Consider the following 18291-nt stretch of genomic DNA (forward strand, 5'->3'; position numbering starts at 1 on the left):
CCGCAGGCTACGGGCCGCCGACTGTTCTTTTTCAAGCCTGGGCTTTTCATCGCAGGAGGGTTCTGGTACAAAGTCGAGCTGCAAAGCGCAAGCCGCTTAGTAAAGGCGTCAAGCGGGTATAGTTTAATGGTAGAACAGTAGCTTCCCAAGCTTCCGACGAGGGTTCGATTCCCTCTACCCGCTCCACTTCTTGCTGCACCGGTTCAAGTAGTTCCGCATGACGTTGTCATAACGTCATCGCCTGTCAAAAGGAAGCCGAGGCTTCCTTTTTTCGTTTCTGCCCTTTGCTTGATCTGGCCCATGGCCTGCACCTGCCCAATCCGCTTGAATGCCCTGCGCGAAAATCCGCTTGCACGGAGCGCGCCGTGAGCGCATATGCTCACCTGCACTGTGAAACATTTCGAAAGGACTGCGCATGTTTCTCTCACGCTGGCTACCGGGCCTGGCCAACCTGCTGCACTACCGCCGCGAGTGGTTCCACGCTGACCTGCAGGCGGGCCTGTCGGTGGCAGCGATTCAGATCCCGATCGCCATCGCCTACGCCCAGATCGTCGGCCTACCGCCGCAGTACGGGCTGTACGCCTGCGTACTGCCGATGATGGTCTATGCCTTGATCGGCAGTTCACGGCAGTTGATGGTGGGGCCGGATGCGGCGACCTGCGCGATGATCGCCGGAGCCGTGGCGCCGTTGGCGATGGGTGATCCGCAGCGCATCGCCGAGCTGTCGGTGATCGTCACGGTGCTGGTGGGGGTGATGCTGATTGCCGCCGGTGTGGCGCGAGCTGGGTTCATTGCCAGCTTCTTCTCGCGGCCGATCCTGATTGGCTACCTCAACGGCATCGGCCTGAGCCTGATCGCCGGGCAATTGAGCAAGGTGGTGGGCTTCAAGATCGAGGGCGACGGGTTCATCCTCAGCCTGATCAACTTTGTTCAACGCCTGGGCGAGATCCACTGGCTGACCCTGCTGATCGGCGTGGCCGGTCTCGGCTTGCTGATCTGGCTGCCACGGCGTTATCCGCGCCTGCCAGCGGCGTTGGTCACCGTTGTGCTGTTCACCTTGCTGGTCGGACTATTCGGGCTCGACCATTTCGGCGTCGCCATCCTCGGCCCAGTGCCAGGCGGGATGCCCGAGCTGGCTTGGCCGCAAAGCAATCTGGCCGAGACCAAGAGCCTGCTGCGCGATGCCTTGGGTATCGCCACCGTCAGTTTTTGCAGCGCCATGCTCACCGCCCGCAGCTTCGCCGCCCGGCATGGCTATGCGATCAACGCCAACCACGAGTTCGTCGCCTTGGGGGTGAGTAACCTGGCTGCCGGGCTGTCGCAAGGTTTCGCCATCAGTGGCGCCGACTCACGTACCGCGGTCAACGACATGGTCGGCGGCAGGAGCCAACTGGTGGGCATCATTGCCGCGCTGGTGATTGCCTTGATCCTGCTGTTCTTCACCGCCCCGATGGCCTGGATTCCCCAGGCTGCGCTCGGAGCTGTGCTGCTGATGGCTGGCTGGGGGCTGATCGATGTGCAGTCGTTGGGCAAAATCTATCGCCTGAGCCGCTTCGAGTTCTGGCTGTGCCTGCTGACCACCGTCGGCGTGCTTGGCCTGGGCGTATTACCGGGGATCGTGTTCGCCGTGACCTTGGCCATCCTGCGTCTGCTCTACAGCATCTACCAACCTACCGATGCGGTGCTCGGCTGGGCGCCAGGCATCGAAGGCCAGGTCGATGTGCGCCATCACCCCGACGCGCGCACGGTGCCAGGTTTGGTGGTGTACCGCTTCGATGATGCGATCCTGTTCTTCAATGCCGACTATTTCAAAATGCGCTTGCTCGACGCCGTGCAAGCCGAGGACAAGCCCCAGGCAGTGCTGTTCGATGCCGAGGCGGTGACCAGCATCGACGTCAGCGGTATCGCCGCCCTGCGCGAGGTGCGCGACACCCTCGCAGCACAAGGGATTCACTTCGCCATCGCCCGCGCCCGCGGCACCTTCCTGCGCATGCTGGTGCGCTCGGGAATGGCGCGAGAGATGGAAGACAAGCTGCTGTTCGGCTCGGTGCGGGCGGGGATACGAGCTTATCGGGTTTGGCGCAATCGGGCGCGTAAGGAGACGACGAACGATTAAGGCTTTGCGTGAGGCCACTAAGGGCTTGCTCTTCGATCAGTACCCGAGCCTGCGCAATACCTGTCCTTCCTCCAGCGCATCCGCCCGTCCATAAAAGCGCATCAGCGCCCCGGTCCTATTGGTAAAAATCCCATCCACCCCGGCCTGCATCGCCTTGGCGAAATCCACCGGCTCATCAAGGGTATACACATGCACCAGCAGCCCCTGTTGATGGCTGAGCTGGTTCATCCACGGCTCAATCAAATCGGCATAGCTCTGTTCGCCCAACTGGCTGCGCCGCGCCGATGGCCCTGTGGCGATCGCGCCGCCCGCCTTGGCAAACTCAAGCCAACGTTCGAACTCAGCCCGATCGCGAGGCCGCTGACGGGCGTAGAACGCCGCTTTGTCGCGCTCACCCGATTCGGCAAACGACTGCCCCGAGGCCGGCTCGATACTGCCCTTGCCCACCCACAGCAACAGCACCTTGGGCACCTGTGGCATGGCCTCATGCAGCAGTCGCAGGCTGTTGCGATCAAACGTCTGCAGTACCACCCGCCCGGGCTTGTCCAGCCAGCCCCGCGCCTTGAGCCGCTCGGCCAGATCACGCTCGATGCCAGGAAACTGCCCCGGCATCTTGGTCTCGATATACAACCCAGGCCGCTGCTGCGGGCTGTCTTCTGCGATGTCGATCACCTCATCCAGGGTCAGGATTGGTAGCTGCTTGAACGAAGCCCGGGCGCGATCCGGATACGCCTGGTTGAACCAGCTGCCCGCGTCCAGCGATTTAAGCTCCGCCAAGGTGAAAGCGCTGACCGGGCTGTCACGGCGCGTGGGGAAGCGCTCGGCGACATCACTGGTGCGCGACAGCACATCGTCGTGCACCACCACCAGCACGCCATCGCGGGTGCGTTGCAGGTCCAGCTCCAGATAGTCAGCGCCCAGTTCGCGGGCCAGCAGGTAAGCCGGCCTGGTGGACTCGGGCGCATCGAAAGACGCACCGCGATGGGCGATCACTGCCGGATGTGCAATGCCCTGGGCAGCCGCCAAGCTGCGCCCATCGCTGGCTTGGGCCGCGCCCGACAACAGTGTTGCAAGGCCCAGTGCCCGTACGATCTGCGTGTGCATCTTGGCTCTCCTGCGTCTCTATCCATGGCCAGACAGCCTCGCACAGCTTGCATGACATGCTAAAGTCCCCGCGATTTCCGCCTCTACCCCTGGACCCTCGCATGCCTGCACTAGACGCCCACCTGATCGCCTGGCCAACGCTCAACGCCAGCCATCCCTGCGATGCCTTGCTGCTGGGCAATGGTGCCAGCCGTGCGCTGTGGAAACCGTTCGGCTATTTCTCGCTGTTCGAACAGGCCCAGCGCGTGCGACACAAGGCCTTGGGTGTCAGCGACCAGGCGTTGTTCAAGGCGTTGGGCACAGAGTTGTTCGAGCCGGTGCTGAGCACCTTGAACACCACGGTCCGGGCCAACGCTGCGCTGGCGATCAACTCCACCGCGCCGCTGAACCGCTACTACTCGCTCAAAGAAGCGCTGATCCATGCCGTGCGCGCGGTGCATATGCCCTGGCCACTGATGCCAAGCGCCACCCTCGACACGATCAACCAGGCGCTGCGTGGCTATCGCCGTGTCTATACCAGCAACTACGACCTGCTCTTGCCCTGGGCGATGCGCCATGCACCGCAGGGGTTTGCCTCGCTGTTCGATGAAGAAGGCTTTTTCGATGTGCGCAACACGCGCAGCGAAGGTACGCGGGTGATGCACCTGCATGGCGGGCTGCACTTGCTCAAGCTGCCCGACGGCAGCACCCGCCAGCGCAGCGCCAATAACGCCGAGTTGCTCGATGGCTTTGCCGTGAACATTCCCGGTGAAGTGCCGTTGTTCATCAACGAGGATCGCAGCGAACACAAACTGCGGGCTATTCGTCATTCCGATTACCTGTCTTGGTGCCTGGGCCAACTCGCCGGTGAAACCCAGGGGCTATGCCTGTTCGGGCAGCATCTGGATAGCAGCGACCAACACCTGCTCGAGGCCATTCGCCAGGCGCGGCCGGCACACCTGGCGATCGCCATTCGGCCGCTGAGCGAGGCTTCGGTTATCAACCAAAAACAGCATTTCATTCAGCGGTTTGCCGATATTCCACACATTTCCCTGCACTTTTTCGACGCCAGCACCCACCCGTTGGGCGATACCCAGCTGGCCATCGACGTCCCCGCTGATTTCTCCCGGCGGCACTGAACGAGCAATCAGTAAAACTTGGCAAATGTAAATAATTATCGATAAGATCCGCACCCTTTCTCCAGGCCAGCCCGGAAAGCGTGCATGCAGCGCCTCAAACCCGACCCAGCCGCCCAGGAATCCTGCCGGGGTTTCTATGCCGACATCCTGCACTTCCTGCGCAAGCGCATGGACAATGCCAGCGATGCCGCAGACATGACCCAGGACGTGTTCACCCAATGGCTGGGGTATCGCGACCGGGCCAAGGTCGAGCAGCCGCGGGCGTTTCTGTTCCAGATGGCGCGCAACCTGCTCAGCGACCATTGGCGCCGGCAGAAGGTGCGCCACAGCGCGCTGGGCGAAGAGCAGGCCGAGGTGCTGCACAGCGAGCCGGCCAACGACCCGCTCGACCACGCCCAGCGCCAGCAACGCCTGGAACATCTGCGCCAGGTGCTCGCGCAACTCTCGCCGCGGCGCCGCGAAGCCCTTATGCTGCATCGCTTCGAAGGACTGACCCAGGCGCAGATCGCACAACGCATGAATATTTCAGTAAGCATGGTCGAAAAGCACATCGCCGCCGCCCTGCTGCAGTGCAAGCAACGCCTGGACAGCGATAACGGCAGGGAGCACGCAGAATGACCCCTCTTGACGATCTCGACGCCAACTCGATCGACGCCCAGGCCGCCAGCTGGTTCAGCCGCAACCGCAATGCCCCCTCGCGTGAGGCACGCAAGGCCTTTGCCCAGTGGTTGCAAGACCCGCAGAACGCTCGCGCCTATCGCCAGTTCGAGCAACTATGGGACGACCTCGAGGCGCTCAAACAGGCCAACCGCCCGGTGCCCCTGGTGGTCCGCCGCGCGCCGCGCTGGCGCCCGGCCCTGGCCGCCGCCGCTGCGCTGCTGTGTGCGCTGCTGGCCGGCAATCTCGGCGCTGGCAGCAGCGCCTACCAACAGCGTCTGAGCGCCCAGCACGACCTGCGCAGCCTGCGCCTGCCCGACGGCAGCCAGTTGGTGATCAACGCCCAGACCCGGCTGCGCCTGGACTTCAGCGCCGAGCGCCGGCTGATCCACCTCGATCAAGGCCAGCTGTACATCGACGTGGCACCGGACAAGGAGCGGCCACTGCTCATCGACGCGGGCAGAGGACAAGTACGGGTGGTGGGCACAGGCTTCGATGTGCGCCGCGGTGAAAAGGAGCTGGTGGTCACAGTCGCCCACGGCCAGGTAGCCTTCGACACACCAGGCGAAACTAATCCGCCGCTGCTGCTCGGCGCAGGTCAACAGGCCACCTACGACACAACGCGAGGCACTGTCACCCAACAGGCATTGAACGACCAGCCGGTAGCCGACTGGCGCGACGGTCATGTGAGCTTTCGCAACCGCGAGTTGGCCAGCCTGATTGACGAACTCCGCCTGTACCGCGAACAGCCGGTGCTGCTGGCCGATCCGTCACTTGGGCAATACAAAGTCTCAGGGAATCTCGACGTACACGACCCGGACGCCCTGCTCAACGCCCTGCCCGCTCTGCTGCCGGTGAAAACCACCTTGCTGGCCGACGGACGCCTGCGCATCGACCGCCGCTGATTTTTTTAAGAATTTTTATCATTCGCAGGTGAGGACTTTTCTCAACGCCACGTCTTCCTCCCCGCCTGTCGCGCAATTGGCAGGCTTTTTCCGGCCTATTGCCGTTTGGGGGAATTCATGTTGTCCGCGTTGCGTCCGTTGCGATCCTTGCCTGTTCGTCCATCCCTGCTGGTGCTGTGCCTGGCTGTGAGCCTGGCCGCCGAGGCCGCGCCTGTACAGCTCGACCTGCCGGCCCAAGCGCTGGCCCGCTCGCTCAGCCAACTGGCGCAGCAGGCCAAGGTGCAGTTGCTGTTCGATGAGGCGGTGCTGCGCGATGCCCAGGCCCCTGCGCTCAACGGCGCCTATGAGGCGCACGAGGCGATCTCCCGCCTGCTGGCCGGCAGCCGCTTCAGCGTACTGCGCATGGGTGAAACCTACGTGGTGCGCCTGCGCGAGGACCAACCCAACGCCGACAACAGCATCCAGCTCGGCGCCCTGAGCATCGTCGGCGATGGCCAGCAGGTCACACCCGACAACGTCGGCCGCTCGACCCTGGACCAGGAACAGATCGACCGCTACCAGCCCAGCAACATCCCCAGCGTCTTGGCCACCCTGCCTGGAGTGAACATGGGCGGTTCGGCCAAACCTGGCGGGCAGACCATCAACATCTGGGGCATGGGTGACGCCGAAGATGTGCCGATGACCGTCGACGGCGCTACCAAGAGCGGTTTCGAGCGCTACCAGCAGGGCACCATCTTCATCGAGCCAGAACTGATCAAGTTCATCGAGGTGGAAAAAGGCCCGCACTCGGTCAAGACCGGCAACGGCGGCTTTGGTGGCAGCGTCAACATGCAGACCAAGGACGCCAGCGACCTGCTGCAAGAGGGCCGCAACAGCGGCGCGATGGTCAAGTACGGCTATGCCAGCAACGACCACCAGCAGATCTACAGCTCGGCGCTGTTCGGCCGCAGCGACGATGGCCGCATCGACGGCTTGGTCTACCTGACCAAGCGCGACGGCGGCGACATGAAGATGGCCGACCGCCTGCCCGATCCGGAAAACCGCTACCCGATCAACCCCAAGCGCCTGCCCAACAGCGCCTTGGACCTGGAAGGCGCTTTGCTCAAGAGCAACATCCATTTTACCGACGAGCACAGCCTGGGGCTGTCCTGGTCGCGCTCGCAGACCGAGCGCTGGACGGCCTTCTCGTCCACCGCCTACCCGACCCCGCCGACCCAGGCCAACATCGATCGCTATGGCTACGAAAACGCGATCAAACGCTTCCTCGCCCTGCGCAACACGGTCGACACCACCTGGTCGGCCACCTACAACTACCAGCCGATCGAAAATCCCTGGGTCGATTTGCAGGTCAAATATTCCGAGTCAGACACCGACCAGACTGACGAACGCAACGCCACGGCGTTCTTCCAGGCCGCCACGGGCGGGCGCAAGATGGACACCGAGTACAAGGACCGCATGCTCGATGTGAAGAACACCAGCCTGTTCACCACCGGCCCGCTCGAACATGCGCTGACCGCAGGGTTGCAAGTGCGCCAGCATGAGCGGGATACGCAGATGTGGATGCCGGGCAAGATGTACGACGTGCCCAAGTACAACTACGGCCATTTCCAGCCGTACTTCATGCCGCGTGGCAAGGTCGAGAGCCAGGGCTACTACCTGCAGGATGCGATCACCATTGGCGACCTGACCATCACCCCATCGCTGCGTTACGACCACGTGACCAACGAAGGCGAGCCAAACCAGGCGCCCTACTACAACAGCCCAGCAGCCGGTCACGACTACAGCGCCAAGACCTACAGCGGCTGGTCGCCGCGCCTGGCGCTGTTCTACAAGCTAAACGACCAGCACGCGCTGTTCGCCAACTACAGCAAGACCTGGCGTGCCCCGGTGCTGGACGAGCAGTACGAAGTGCAGGGCGTGGGCAGCCGCACGGCCACCAGCCGTAACCTCGACCCCGAGCGCATCACCGGTATTCGCCTGGGCAGCATCAGCAATTTCTCCAACGTGTTCGTGCAGGGCGACAGCGCACAGATTCGCACCACGCTGTTCCGCAACCATGTCAAAGACGAGATTTTCAAAGCCACGGGTATTGGTTGCCAGCAGCAGATGGTCACTGGCGGCACCATCGCCCAGACCTGCGGCGGCGGGCTGATGAGCAACTACCGCAACATTGGCGACACGGTGTACCAGGGCTATGAGGTGGAGACCTTCTACGACGCCACCTACCTGTTCGGTGCCCTGTCGTACGCCTGGATGGAAGGCCGCCACGAAGGCGCCTACACCAACCCATGGGGTCCGGATGTGTGGGCCAAGGACGTGCCGGCGCCCAAGTGGATCGCCACCCTGGGCGTGAAGATTCCGGCCTGGGATGCCCGCGTCGGCTGGACTGCCGAGTTCGTTAGCAAGACTCACCATCTGCCCAGCGACAAGTACTTCGAAGGCCCGGCCAGCGCATTGGGCGACCGCTACTACGACAACTTCGGCAACGAGCGTTATCAGATCCACGGCCTGTTCGCCAACTGGAAACCGCAGCAGCCTTACCTGAAAGGCACTGAGGTCAACCTGACGGTGGACAACCTGTTCAATGTGTCGGTGCGGCCGGAATTGTCTGGGGAAAATGCCTACACCATCGGGCGTAATGCCAAGGTCAGTGTGACCCGGTTCTTCTGAAACATCTGACACTTCGCGGCGCCCTTTTCGCGGGCAAGCCCGCTCCCACAGGGATAGCGCTGCTTTGGAAGTATGCGCGATGCCCACTCCCACAGGGATAGCGCTGCTTTCGAAGGTATCGCGGTACTTGTGGGAGCGGGCTTGCCCGCGAAAAGGCCAACGCGCAGTCAGATAGCGATCAAGCCATCCGCCCGCAACAACGTCTCCAGGCAATGCTCGCTGACGCCATAGAACGCCTTGAGCTGGGCAATCTTCTGCAAAAGGGCAGTCGCATCCACCGGCTGCTTGCGCTTGACCGCAAGAATCATCTTGTTCTTGTTGGTGTGCTCCAGCGAGATGAACTCGAACACCTTGGTCTCGTAGCCACAGGCCTCCAGGTACAAGGCGCGCAGGCTGTCGGTGAGCATCTCGGCCTGTTGCCCCAGATGCAGGCCGTACTGCAACATTGGCTGCAACAAGCCTGGGCTCTGCAACTGCGGGCGTACCTGTTTGTGACAGCACGGCGAGCACATGATGATCGCCGCGTTGCAGCGAATACCGGTGTGGATGGCGTAGTCGGTGGCGATGTCACACGCGTGCAGGGCGATCATCACCTCGATGGCCTCGGGCACCACGCTGCGCACATCGCCGCACTCGAATACCAGGCCTGGATGCTCAAGACGCGCGGCGGCGGTGTTGCACAAGTCGACCATGTCCTGGCGCAATTCGACGCCAGTGACCTGCGCCTCGCGGCCCAGGGAGTTGCGCAGGTAATCATGCATGGCGAAGGTCAGGTAGCCCTTGCCCGAACCGAAGTCGGCAACCCGCAATGGCTGCGCCGCCGCCAGCGGGGCACTGGCCAGGGCATGGTCGAAGACTTCGATGAACTTGTTGATCTGCTTCCACTTGCGCGACATCGACGGGATCAGCGCGCCCTGGCCATCGGTCACCCCCAGATCGCGCAGGAACGGCCTGGAAAGCTCCAGGTAGCGTTTCTTCTCGCGGTCATGCCCAGCCGCAGGCGCGGCTTCGCGCGGAGCCTGCGCCACATGGCGCTGAAGCATCGGCTTGCCTTTTTTGCTGAAGGCCAGCTGCACTTCGCCGTCAGTAGTGAACAGGTGCGCATTGCGAAAGCTGTCCGGCAACAGCTCGGCGACCAGCGCTTGCACTTGCTCGACTGGCACGTTGCGGGTGATGTCGCGGGTTTGATGGCGGTAGACCAGCGACAGGCTTGGCTGGCCCTTGACCAACAGCGGCTTGGCGATGATCCGTTGCAGGCTCTGGTCGGCGCCAACGTGACGAGCGAGCACCAGCTTGCTCAGGCTGCCTTGCTCCAGGGCATCGGCCAGCAGGCGCAGGAATTGGCCACGCGCATCCGGCGCGGTGGAAGCGGAAGGGTTGGCGGACATGGGAACGGGGTGCCTCGAATTGCCGGGAGCGCTGCGCGCAATGGCGGGCATTCTACGTCGCTGGCAGCCTTGCGCGAAGGTTTTCTCGATGGGCGTGGCTCAGTCGAGGATCACCAAGCGGTTAGGCAATTCGTTGCGGCTATGGGTGGCCGGCAGCTGGCGGCTGAGCAGCTCACCGCAAGCATCGATGCATTCGACGAAGCCCTGCAAGGTCCGGCCCTGGCGCACCTGCTCGGTGAAACGGGCGACCAGCACGGCCCTAGCCTGGCCGTCCAGATGCTGTTCGATGCCTTTGTCAGCCAGGATCGCCACATAGTGCTCGGCCTCGCTGACGAAGATCAGCACGCCAGTAGCGCCAGCGGTACGCTGCAGGTTCAACTCGCGAAACTGCTGGCGCGCCAGGCCCGAGGCACGCCGATGGCGCAGCAGACGCGGGGTTACCAGGCTGGCCAGGCGGGCATTGCGCAGCAGCAGACACAGGCCGATGAACAGCACCACCTGGGCCACCAGCAACGCGCGCAAGCTCGGCCAATTGATCAGTAGATGCAGCACGGCAGGAATCACCAGCGCCAGCAGCGCCGCCCAGAACAGCGGCAGATAGGCATAGTCGTCGGCGCGACGCGCCAGTACCGTCACAAGTTCCGCGTCGGTGCGCCGCTCGGCGCGGGCGATGGCCTCGGCAATCTGGCGTTGCTCGTATTGATTGAAAACGGTCATGCCATCGGTCTCTAACGTTCTTATAGTTGTTGTCCCGGCACGGGGCTGGCGCGAGTGTATCTCAACAACTGCGTGACATCAGGCATAATCCTCCGCTGCCGCTGCATCCTGCTGTAGGAATGATCGGAAAGATCGCCCTATCACCCAAGAACAACAGCCGCCCGACAACTTTAGGCCGCGCGCGTATCCCTGTGGATACGGCCCAGGCCACGACAATGGAATTGATGATGAAACTGTCTTCGCTGGGCCTGGCCATGGCCCTTGCCAGTCAGGCGGCCCTGGCCGCTAACTCCGCCCCGCCCCTGCAAGACAAGCAGGCGTTCATCGACCACCTGATCGGGCAGATGACCGTCGATGAGAAGATCGGCCAGCTGCGCCTGATCAGCATCGGCCCAGAGATGCCAAAGGAAAAGATCCGCGAGGAAATCGCCGCCGGACGCATTGGCGGCACCTTCAACTCGCGCACCGCGCCGGAAAACCGCCCGATGCAAGACGCCGCCATGCGCAGCCGGTTGAAGATCCCGATGTTCTTCGCCTACGACACTATCCATGGCGAGCGCACCATCTTCCCGATTAGCCTGGGCCTGGCCGCGACCTGGGACATGGACGCGATTGCCAAGGTCGGCCGTACCTCGGCCATCGAGGCCTCCGCCGATGCCCTGGACATGACCTTCGCACCCATGGTCGACATTGCCCGCGACCCGCGCTGGGGCCGCACCAGTGAAGGCTTCGGCGAAGACACCTACCTGACTTCGCGCATTGGCCAGGAGATGGTCAAGGGCTTCCAGGGATCGAGTGCGAAGAACCCCGACAGCATCATGGCCATCGTCAAGCACTTCGCCCTGTACGGCGCAGTGGAAGGCGGGCGCGACTACAACACGGTCGATATGAGCCTGCCGAAAATGTACAACGACTACCTGCCGCCCTACCGCGCCGCGCTTGATGCGGGTGCAGGTGGCGTGATGGTCGCGCTCAACTCGATCAACGGCGTGCCAGCCACCTCCAACACCTGGCTGATGAATGACCTGCTGCGCAAGGAGTGGGGCTTCAAGGGCGTGACCATCAGCGACCATGGCGCGATCCAGGAGCTGATCCGTCACGGCGTGGCCAAGGACGGGCGCGAAGCGGCCAAGCTGGCGATCAAGGCCGGCATCGACATGAGCATGAACGACACCCTGTATGGTGAAGAACTGCCCGGCCTGCTCAAGTCTGGCGAAGTGACCCAGGCCGAACTCGACCAGGCGGTGCGCGAGGTTCTGGGTGCCAAGTACGAGATGGGCCTGTTCGACAACCCGTACGTGCGTATCGGCAAGGCCGAGACCGATCTGAAGGACTATTACGCTAACGACCGACTGCACCGCGACGCCGCCCGCGATGTCGCCCGGCGCAGCCTGGTGTTGCTGGAAAACCGTAACCAGACCTTGCCGCTGAAGAAAACCGGCACCATCGCCCTGGTCGGCCCCCTGGCCGATGCACCGATCGACATGATGGGCAGCTGGGCCGCCGATGGCCGCCCCGAGCATTCCGTCACTGTGCGCGAAGGGCTGCGCCGCGCAGTCGGCGACAAGGCCAAGCTGATCTACGCCAAGGGCTCGAATGTCACTGGCGACAAGGCCATGTTTGATTACCTGAACTTCCTCAACTTCGACGCACCGGAAATCGTCGACGACCTCCGCCCTGCCGCCGTGCTGATCGACGAGGCGGTCAAGGCCGCCAAGCAATCCGACGTGGTTGTTGCCGTGGTCGGTGAGTCGCGCGGCATGTCCCACGAGTCGTCAAGCCGCACCACCCTGGAAATTCCCGCGGTGCAACGCGAGCTGATCAAGGCACTGAAGGCCACCGGCAAGCCCCTGGTGCTGGTGCTGATGAACGGCCGCCCGCTGTCGATCGCCTGGGAACGAGACCAGGCCGATGCCCTGCTCGAAACCTGGTTCAGCGGCACCGAAGGCGGCAACGCCATCGCCGATGTGCTGTTTGGCGACTACAACCCGTCCGGCAAGCTGGCCATCTCTTTCCCGCGTTCGGTCGGGCAGATCCCGATGTACTACAACCACCTGCGCATCGGCCGTCCGTTCACCCCTGGAAAGCCTGGCAACTACACCTCGCAGTACTTCGAGGAGCCTAATGGCCCGTTGTACCCGTTCGGCTATGGCCTGAGCTACAGCAGCTTCGAGCTGTCGGGGTTGAAGCTTGCCAGCACTCAGCTCAAGCGCGGCGACACCTTGCACGCCAAGGTGACCGTGAAGAACACCGGCAAGCGTGATGGCGAGACTGTGGTGCAGTTGTATCTGCAAGACGTCAGCGCTTCGATGAGCCGTCCGGTCAAGGAACTGAAGAACTTCCAGAAACTGATGCTCAAGGCGGGCGAATCGCGAACCTTGACCTTCAGCATCAGCGAAGAAGACCTGAAGTTCTACAATGGCCAGCTGCAGCGGGTGGCTGAGCCGGGCCAGTTCAATGTGCAGGTCGGGCTCGATTCCGAAGCGGTGCAGCAGCAGAGTTTCGAGTTGCTGTAAGGCCTCTGCCGGAGCAAGGCGCCTGCGACGGGGTGCCTTCACCGGCCTCATCGCGGGGCAAGCCCGCGCCCACGCAGTCTCAACAGAAGGATACGCGTGGGAGCGGGCTTGCCCCGCGATGAGGCCGGCACACCTAGCACACCTCCAATAGATCTCAACAGCCCCAGGATCTGCACCATGCCTTCTTCGTTTCGCGCACTGCGCCTGGGCCTGATCGTGTTGCTGATTGTGGTCGGCACCGCTCTGAGCGCCGGCTGGGCCATGCATCAGGCCAAGCGCCAGTCGATGGAAACCGACGCCCGCCGTGCCGCCCAGCAATTGGGCTTGTACGCCAATTCTCTGCATACCCTGATCGAACGCTACCGCGCCCTGCCGGCGGTATTGGCACTGGACCCGGAACTGATCGCCGCCTTGCGTGGCCCGGTCAGCGAGCCGGTGCAAGATGCCCTCAACCGCAAGCTCGAACGCATCAACGGTGCGGCCAACTCCTCTACTCTTGAGTTGCTCGACCATACCGGCCTGGCGGTCGCCGCCAGCAACTGGCGCCTGCCGACCACCTATGTCGGCTCCAACTATGGCTTTCGCCCCTACTTCAAACAGACCCGCACCCAGGGCAGTGGCCGCTTCTACGCGGTCGGCGTGACCAGTGGCGTGCCAGGTTATTTCCTCTCAAGCGCGGTCAATGACGAGCAAGGGCGCTTTCTTGGCGCCATGGTGGTCAAGCTGGAGTTCCCCGAACTTGAGCGCGAATGGCGCCAGGGCAGCGATGTACTGTTGGTCAGCGATGCCCGCGGGATCATCTTCATCGCTAACCAGGACGGCTGGCGTTACCGTGAACTGGCGCCGCTGACGGGCGCCGACCGCGCAGAACTGGCCGAAACCCGTCAGTACGACAAGCAACCACTGGTCCCGCTGCAGCACCAGGTGTTGACGCGCTTCGATGGCAACAGCCACCTGAGCCGAGTGCAACGCCCGGATGGCCCGGTTGAATACCTGTGGCAAAGCCTGCCGCTGGAAGGCGAAGGCTGGACCTTGCACCTGCTACGCAAACCCCAGGTCAGTGAGGACGGGCGCAACGCCGCGCTGGCCGCCGCCGCGATCTGGCTGACCCTGGTGTTCGCCGCGCTGTTCGTCAGCCAGCGCCTGCGCCTGGCGCGCTTGCGCCAGCGCAGCCGTGAAGAGCTCAAGCGCCAGGTCGAAGAGCGCACCCGTGAACTGCGCACCGCCCAGGAGGGGCTGGTGCAGTCGGCCAAACTGGCGGCGCTGGGGCAGATGTCAGCAGCGCTGGCGCATGAGATCAACCAGCCGCTGACCACCCAACGCATGCAACTGGAAACCCTGCGCCTGCTGCTCGACCATGGCCGCCTCGATGAAGCGCGCCAAGCCCTGGAGCCGCTGGAGCAAATGCTCGCGCGCATGGCGGCGCTCACCGGCCACCTGAAGACCTTCGCCCGCAATAGCCCTGGTGGGCTGCGCGAACGCCTGGACCTGGCCAATGTGGTCGACCAGGCCCTGCATCTATTGGACGCCCGCATCCGCAGCGATGAAGTCGAAGTGGCGCTGTACCTGGCCCGCCCGGCCTGGGTGCGCGGTGATGCGATCCGCCTGGAGCAGGTGCTGATCAACCTGCTGCGCAATGCCCTCGACGCCATGGCCGACAAACGCTACAAACGCCTGGAGATCCGCATCGAAACTGACAACGGCCAGTGGCGCCTGAGCGTGCTCGACTCCGGTGGCGGTATCGATGAAACCGACTTGGCCAAGGTCTTCGACCCGTTCTTCACCACCAAGCCGGTGGGCGAAGGCCTCGGCCTGGGCCTGGCGATCTCCTATGGCATCGTCCATGATGCCGGCGGCCAGTTGCAAGTCGAGAACCTGCCTGGCGGCGCACGCTTTAGCCTGACCCTGCCTCGCGATCTGGAGCCGGTATGTTGAATTCAGTGATCGTCGTCGATGATGAAGCCAGTATCCGCACCGCGGTCGAACAGTGGCTGAGCCTGTCGGGCTTCAGCGTGCAGCTGTTCGCCCGTGCCGAGGAGTGCCTGGCGCAACTGCCGGCGCACTTCCCAGGGGTGATCATCAGCGATGTGCGCATGCCAGGGATGGGCGGTTTGCAGTTGCTTGAACAGTTACACGCACAAGACCCCGACCTGCCAGTGATACTGCTCACCGGCCACGGTGATGTGCCGATGGCGGTGGAAGCCATGCGCAACGGCGCTTATGACTTTCTGGAAAAGCCCTTCACGCCCCAGCACTTGCTGGGCAGCCTGCGCCGCGCCCTGGAAAAGCGCCAACTGGTGCTGGAGAACCGCCGCCTGCACGAACAGGCCGACCTCAAGGCGCGTTTGGAGAGCACGCTGCTGGGCATGTCCCAGGGCCTGCAGCAACTGCGCCGACAGGTGCTGGACCTGGCCAGCCTGCCGGTCAATGTGCTGATTCGAGGGGAAACCGGCAGCGGCAAGGAGCGTGTGGCGCGCTGCCTGCACGACTTCGGGCCGCGCGCCGACAAGCCGTTCGTGGCGCTCAATTGCGCAGCGATCCCGGAAGCGTTGTTCGAAGCCGAACTGTTTGGCCATGAAAGCGGCGCCTTCACCGGTGCTCAGGGCAAACGCATCGGCAAGCTGGAATACGCCAACGGCGGCACGGTGTTTCTCGACGAAATCGAGAGCATGCCGTTGGCCCAACAGGCCAAGCTGCTGCGGGTGATCCAGGAGCAGAAGCTCGAACGCCTGGGCGCCAACCAAAGCATCAATGTCGACCTGAGAATTATCGCCGCAACCAAACCGGATCTGCTGGAAGAAGCCCGCGCCGGGCGCTTCCGGGAAGACCTGGCCTATCGCTTGAACGTCGCCGAACTGCGCCTGGCACCGCTGCGCGAACGGCGAGAAGACATCCCGCTGCTGTTCGAGTTTTTCGCCCGCACTAGCGCCGAGCGCTTGAACCGCAGCGCACCTGCGCTATCCGGGGCACAGTTGGCGCAATTGTTGGCCCACGATTGGCCGGGCAATGTCCGCGAGCTGGCCAATGCCGCAGAACGCCATGCCTTGGGGCTGGGGGCGTCCAGTGCCGAGCAGAGCCACGGCGGGTCATCGTTGGTCGAACAGATGGAAGCCTTCGAAGCGCAATGCCTGCGCGCCGCCCTGCGCCAGCATAAGGGTGAGATCAAGGGCGTGATGGAAACCCTGCAATTGCCACGGCGAACGTTGAACGAGAAGATGCAGCGCCATGGTCTGATTCGAGAAGATTTCATTGAGCGCGAATAGGCGGATTTTTGCCTATTTCATCTTTAAGATAAGCGGATATCCGCTCATTTAAGGCGATTTACCTGAACGGTGGTGGCGCACGGCACGCATTGTGCGACAACAAGCCGCAGCCTCAATCGCCTCGTGCAAGGCCTTGGTTACGCGGTTTCACTGTTTTTTGCGGGAGCGCACGACACCATGGTGCGCCCCCAAATGGATCGCCCTGTACCCATCTGGCACACCTTCTGCAAACACCTGTGCAAGCGCACCCCAGCGCGCTCCACAAAAACAACGAGAAGGTTACCTCTGATGGATAACGCCACCTCCCTGCCAACCGGGGCGGCCATAGCGCCTGCCGCGGAAAAAACCACCGCCAGCCGTCTCAAGTCGATTTTCAGCGGCTCGATCGGCAACATGGTCGAGTGGTACGACTGGTACGTCTACGCTGCATTCTCGCTGTACTTCGCCAAGGCCTTCTTCCCCGCTGGCGACACCACCGCACAACTGCTCAACACCGCCGCAATTTTCGCCGTGGGCTTCCTGATGCGCCCAATCGGCGGCTGGCTGATGGGCCTGTACGCCGACCGCAAGGGCCGCAAAGCGGCATTGATGGCCTCGGTCCTGCTGATGTGCGCAGGCTCGCTGGTCATCGCCCTGACCCCGGGCTATGAAACCATCGGCGTCGCCGCCCCGATCCTGCTGGTACTTGCGCGCTTGCTGCAAGGCCTGTCGGTGGGCGGTGAATACGGCACCTCGGCTACCTACCTCAGCGAAATGGCCAGCAAGGAGCGTCGTGGCTTCTTCTCAAGCTTCCAGTACGTGACGCTGATCTCTGGCCAGCTCATTGCCCTGGCAGTGCTGATCATTCTGCAGAACACCCTGACCACCGAAGAGCTGTACGCCTGGGGCTGGCGTGTACCGTTCGTGATCGGCGCGCTGTGCGCAGTGGTCGCGCTGTACCTGCGTCGTGGCATGGAAGAGACTGCCTCCTTCACCAAGAAAGAGAAGTCCAAGGAAAGCCTGATGCGCACCCTGATGCGCCATCCCAAGGAGCTGCTGACCGTAGTCGGCCTGACCATGGGCGGTACCCTGGCCTTCTACACCTACACCACCTACATGCAGAAGTACCTGGTCAACACCGTGGGCATGAGCATCAGTGACTCGACCACCATTTCGGCGGCTACGTTGTTCCTGTTCATGTGCCTGCAACCGGTGATTGGCGGCCTGTCCGACAAGATTGGCCGGCGCCCGATCCTGATCGCTTTCGGCGTGCTCGGCACCCTGTTCACCGTACCGATCCTCAGCACCCTGCACACCATCACCACCTGGTGGGGCGCGTTCTTCCTGATCATGGCGGCGCTGATCATCGTCAGCGGCTACACCTCGATCAACGCCGTGGTCAAAGCCGAGCTGTTCCCTACTGAAATCCGCGCCCTGGGCGTGGGCCTGCCGTACGCGCTGACCGTGTCGATCTTCGGCGGCACCGCCGAGTACGTGGCGCTGTGGTTCAAGAGCGTCGGCATGGAGAGCGGCTTCTACTGGTACGTCACCGGCTGCATCGCGTGCTCGCTGCTGGTCTACGCGACCATGAAAGACACCAAGACCCACTCGCGGATCACGACCGACTGATCCTGCTCGGGCTGTAACCAGAAAGGGGCGCACCGTCAGACGGTGCGCCCCTTTTGCATTTGGGCAGTTCGCTTTTGGGGTAAACCCGCTCTCACAGAGTCCAAACGATGTGGCAAACCTGTGACGCCGCTATAGCTCGACGAACGGTCTGAGCGTTAATTACTCATTAATCCCCCGCCGTCATCCTGACATTGCTGACCAACCTGCCAAGAAATCACTCCCCCGGGTA

12 protein-coding genes and 1 tRNA gene are annotated in these 18291 nt (G+C 62.8%); 10 read left to right on the forward strand and 3 right to left on the reverse strand.

Annotation, left to right across the window (positions count from 1 at the left end; translation table 11 throughout):
* Positions 1-112: 112 nt before the first annotated feature.
* Both HU737_RS17040 and HU737_RS17045 read left to right on the forward strand, forming a co-directional pair.
* Positions 113-186: transfer RNA gene (locus HU737_RS17040), tRNA-Gly, on the forward strand.
* Between the two features lie 229 nt (positions 187-415).
* The gene (locus HU737_RS17045; RefSeq protein WP_186553977.1) at positions 416-2116 is read left to right on the forward strand and encodes a SulP family inorganic anion transporter; all 1701 of its coding nucleotides are present in this window, start codon (positions 416-418) and stop codon (positions 2114-2116) included.
* A 36-nt stretch (positions 2117-2152) separates the two neighbouring features.
* Here HU737_RS17045 and HU737_RS17050 read toward each other — a convergent pair whose 3' ends face one another.
* The gene (locus HU737_RS17050; RefSeq protein ID WP_186553976.1) at positions 2153-3220 is read right to left on the reverse strand and encodes a glycerophosphodiester phosphodiesterase family protein; all 1068 of its coding nucleotides are present in this window, start codon (positions 3218-3220) and stop codon (positions 2153-2155) included.
* A gap of 101 nt (positions 3221-3321) precedes the next feature.
* Here HU737_RS17050 and HU737_RS17055 point away from each other — a divergent pair, with 101 nt between their 5' ends.
* From HU737_RS17055 to HU737_RS17070, 4 genes are all read left to right on the forward strand, one after another.
* Entirely contained in the window at positions 3322-4338 is a 1017-nt protein-coding gene (locus HU737_RS17055; RefSeq protein ID WP_186553975.1) for a DUF4917 family protein, read from the forward strand.
* Between the two features lie 84 nt (positions 4339-4422).
* Positions 4423-4956 (forward strand): RNA polymerase sigma factor, encoded by a 534-nt coding sequence (locus HU737_RS17060; protein WP_186553974.1) that lies wholly within the window; start codon positions 4423-4425, stop codon positions 4954-4956.
* Positions 4953-5900, forward strand: a complete 948-nt coding sequence (locus HU737_RS17065; RefSeq protein WP_186553973.1) for a FecR family protein — start codon at positions 4953-4955, stop codon at positions 5898-5900. The genes HU737_RS17060 and HU737_RS17065 overlap by 4 nt, the downstream gene beginning before the upstream one ends.
* 117 nt (positions 5901-6017) lie before the next feature.
* Entirely contained in the window at positions 6018-8570 is a 2553-nt protein-coding gene (locus HU737_RS17070) for a TonB-dependent receptor (protein WP_186553972.1), read from the forward strand.
* 167 nt (positions 8571-8737) lie between these two features.
* Here HU737_RS17070 and HU737_RS17075 read toward each other — a convergent pair whose 3' ends face one another.
* Both HU737_RS17075 and HU737_RS17080 read right to left on the reverse strand, forming a co-directional pair.
* Positions 8738-9958 carry a class I SAM-dependent methyltransferase gene (locus HU737_RS17075; RefSeq protein WP_186553971.1) on the reverse strand — a complete coding sequence of 407 codons (1221 nt, stop codon included), beginning with the start codon at positions 9956-9958 and terminating at the stop codon, positions 8738-8740.
* 99 nt (positions 9959-10057) lie between these two features.
* On the reverse strand, positions 10058-10675 hold the full coding sequence (locus HU737_RS17080; protein ID WP_186553970.1) for a TPM domain-containing protein: 618 nt from the start codon (positions 10673-10675) through the stop codon (positions 10058-10060).
* A 224-nt stretch (positions 10676-10899) separates the two neighbouring features.
* Between HU737_RS17080 and bglX the strand changes: the two genes are divergently transcribed.
* From bglX to HU737_RS17100, 4 genes are all read left to right on the forward strand, one after another.
* On the forward strand, positions 10900-13191 hold the full coding sequence (gene bglX, locus HU737_RS17085) for a beta-glucosidase BglX (protein WP_186553969.1): 2292 nt from the start codon (positions 10900-10902) through the stop codon (positions 13189-13191).
* A gap of 177 nt (positions 13192-13368) precedes the next feature.
* Complete coding sequence (locus HU737_RS17090; RefSeq protein WP_186553968.1) at positions 13369-15126, forward strand: sensor histidine kinase; 1758 nt, start codon at positions 13369-13371, stop codon at positions 15124-15126.
* Positions 15120-16454, forward strand: a complete 1335-nt coding sequence (locus HU737_RS17095; RefSeq protein ID WP_186553967.1) for a sigma-54-dependent transcriptional regulator — start codon at positions 15120-15122, stop codon at positions 16452-16454. Before HU737_RS17090 ends, HU737_RS17095 begins: the two co-directional genes overlap by 7 nt.
* Before the next feature lie 288 nt (positions 16455-16742).
* Positions 16743-18062, forward strand: coding sequence for an MFS transporter (locus HU737_RS17100; RefSeq protein WP_186553966.1), 1320 nt, complete (start codon positions 16743-16745; stop codon positions 18060-18062).
* Positions 18063-18291: the final 229 nt, after the last annotated feature.

Origin of the sequence: Pseudomonas urmiensis (genome assembly GCF_014268815.2) — a bacterium.
GTDB lineage: Bacteria > Pseudomonadota > Gammaproteobacteria > Pseudomonadales > Pseudomonadaceae > Aquipseudomonas > Aquipseudomonas urmiensis.

Excerpts from the sequence above, each read along its gene's own strand:
- HU737_RS17100 (WP_186553966.1), top strand. The coding sequence starts at position 16,743 with ATGGATAACGCCACCTCCCTGCCAACCGGGGCGGCCATAGCGCCTGCC.
- HU737_RS17070 (WP_186553972.1), top strand. The coding sequence starts at position 6,018 with ATGTTGTCCGCGTTGCGTCCGTTGCGATCCTTGCCTGTTCGTCCATCC.
- HU737_RS17075 (WP_186553971.1), bottom strand. The coding sequence starts at position 9,958 with ATGTCCGCCAACCCTTCCGCTTCCACCGCGCCGGATGCGCGTGGCCAA.
- HU737_RS17080 (WP_186553970.1), bottom strand. The coding sequence starts at position 10,675 with ATGACCGTTTTCAATCAATACGAGCAACGCCAGATTGCCGAGGCCATC.
- HU737_RS17045 (WP_186553977.1), top strand. The coding sequence starts at position 416 with ATGTTTCTCTCACGCTGGCTACCGGGCCTGGCCAACCTGCTGCACTAC.
- HU737_RS17055 (WP_186553975.1), top strand. The coding sequence starts at position 3,322 with ATGCCTGCACTAGACGCCCACCTGATCGCCTGGCCAACGCTCAACGCC.
- bglX (WP_186553969.1), top strand. The coding sequence starts at position 10,900 with ATGATGAAACTGTCTTCGCTGGGCCTGGCCATGGCCCTTGCCAGTCAG.
- HU737_RS17095 (WP_186553967.1), top strand. The coding sequence starts at position 15,120 with ATGTTGAATTCAGTGATCGTCGTCGATGATGAAGCCAGTATCCGCACC.
- HU737_RS17065 (WP_186553973.1), top strand. The coding sequence starts at position 4,953 with ATGACCCCTCTTGACGATCTCGACGCCAACTCGATCGACGCCCAGGCC.
- HU737_RS17050 (WP_186553976.1), bottom strand. The coding sequence starts at position 3,220 with ATGCACACGCAGATCGTACGGGCACTGGGCCTTGCAACACTGTTGTCG.
- HU737_RS17090 (WP_186553968.1), top strand. The coding sequence starts at position 13,369 with ATGCCTTCTTCGTTTCGCGCACTGCGCCTGGGCCTGATCGTGTTGCTG.
- HU737_RS17060 (WP_186553974.1), top strand. The coding sequence starts at position 4,423 with ATGCAGCGCCTCAAACCCGACCCAGCCGCCCAGGAATCCTGCCGGGGT.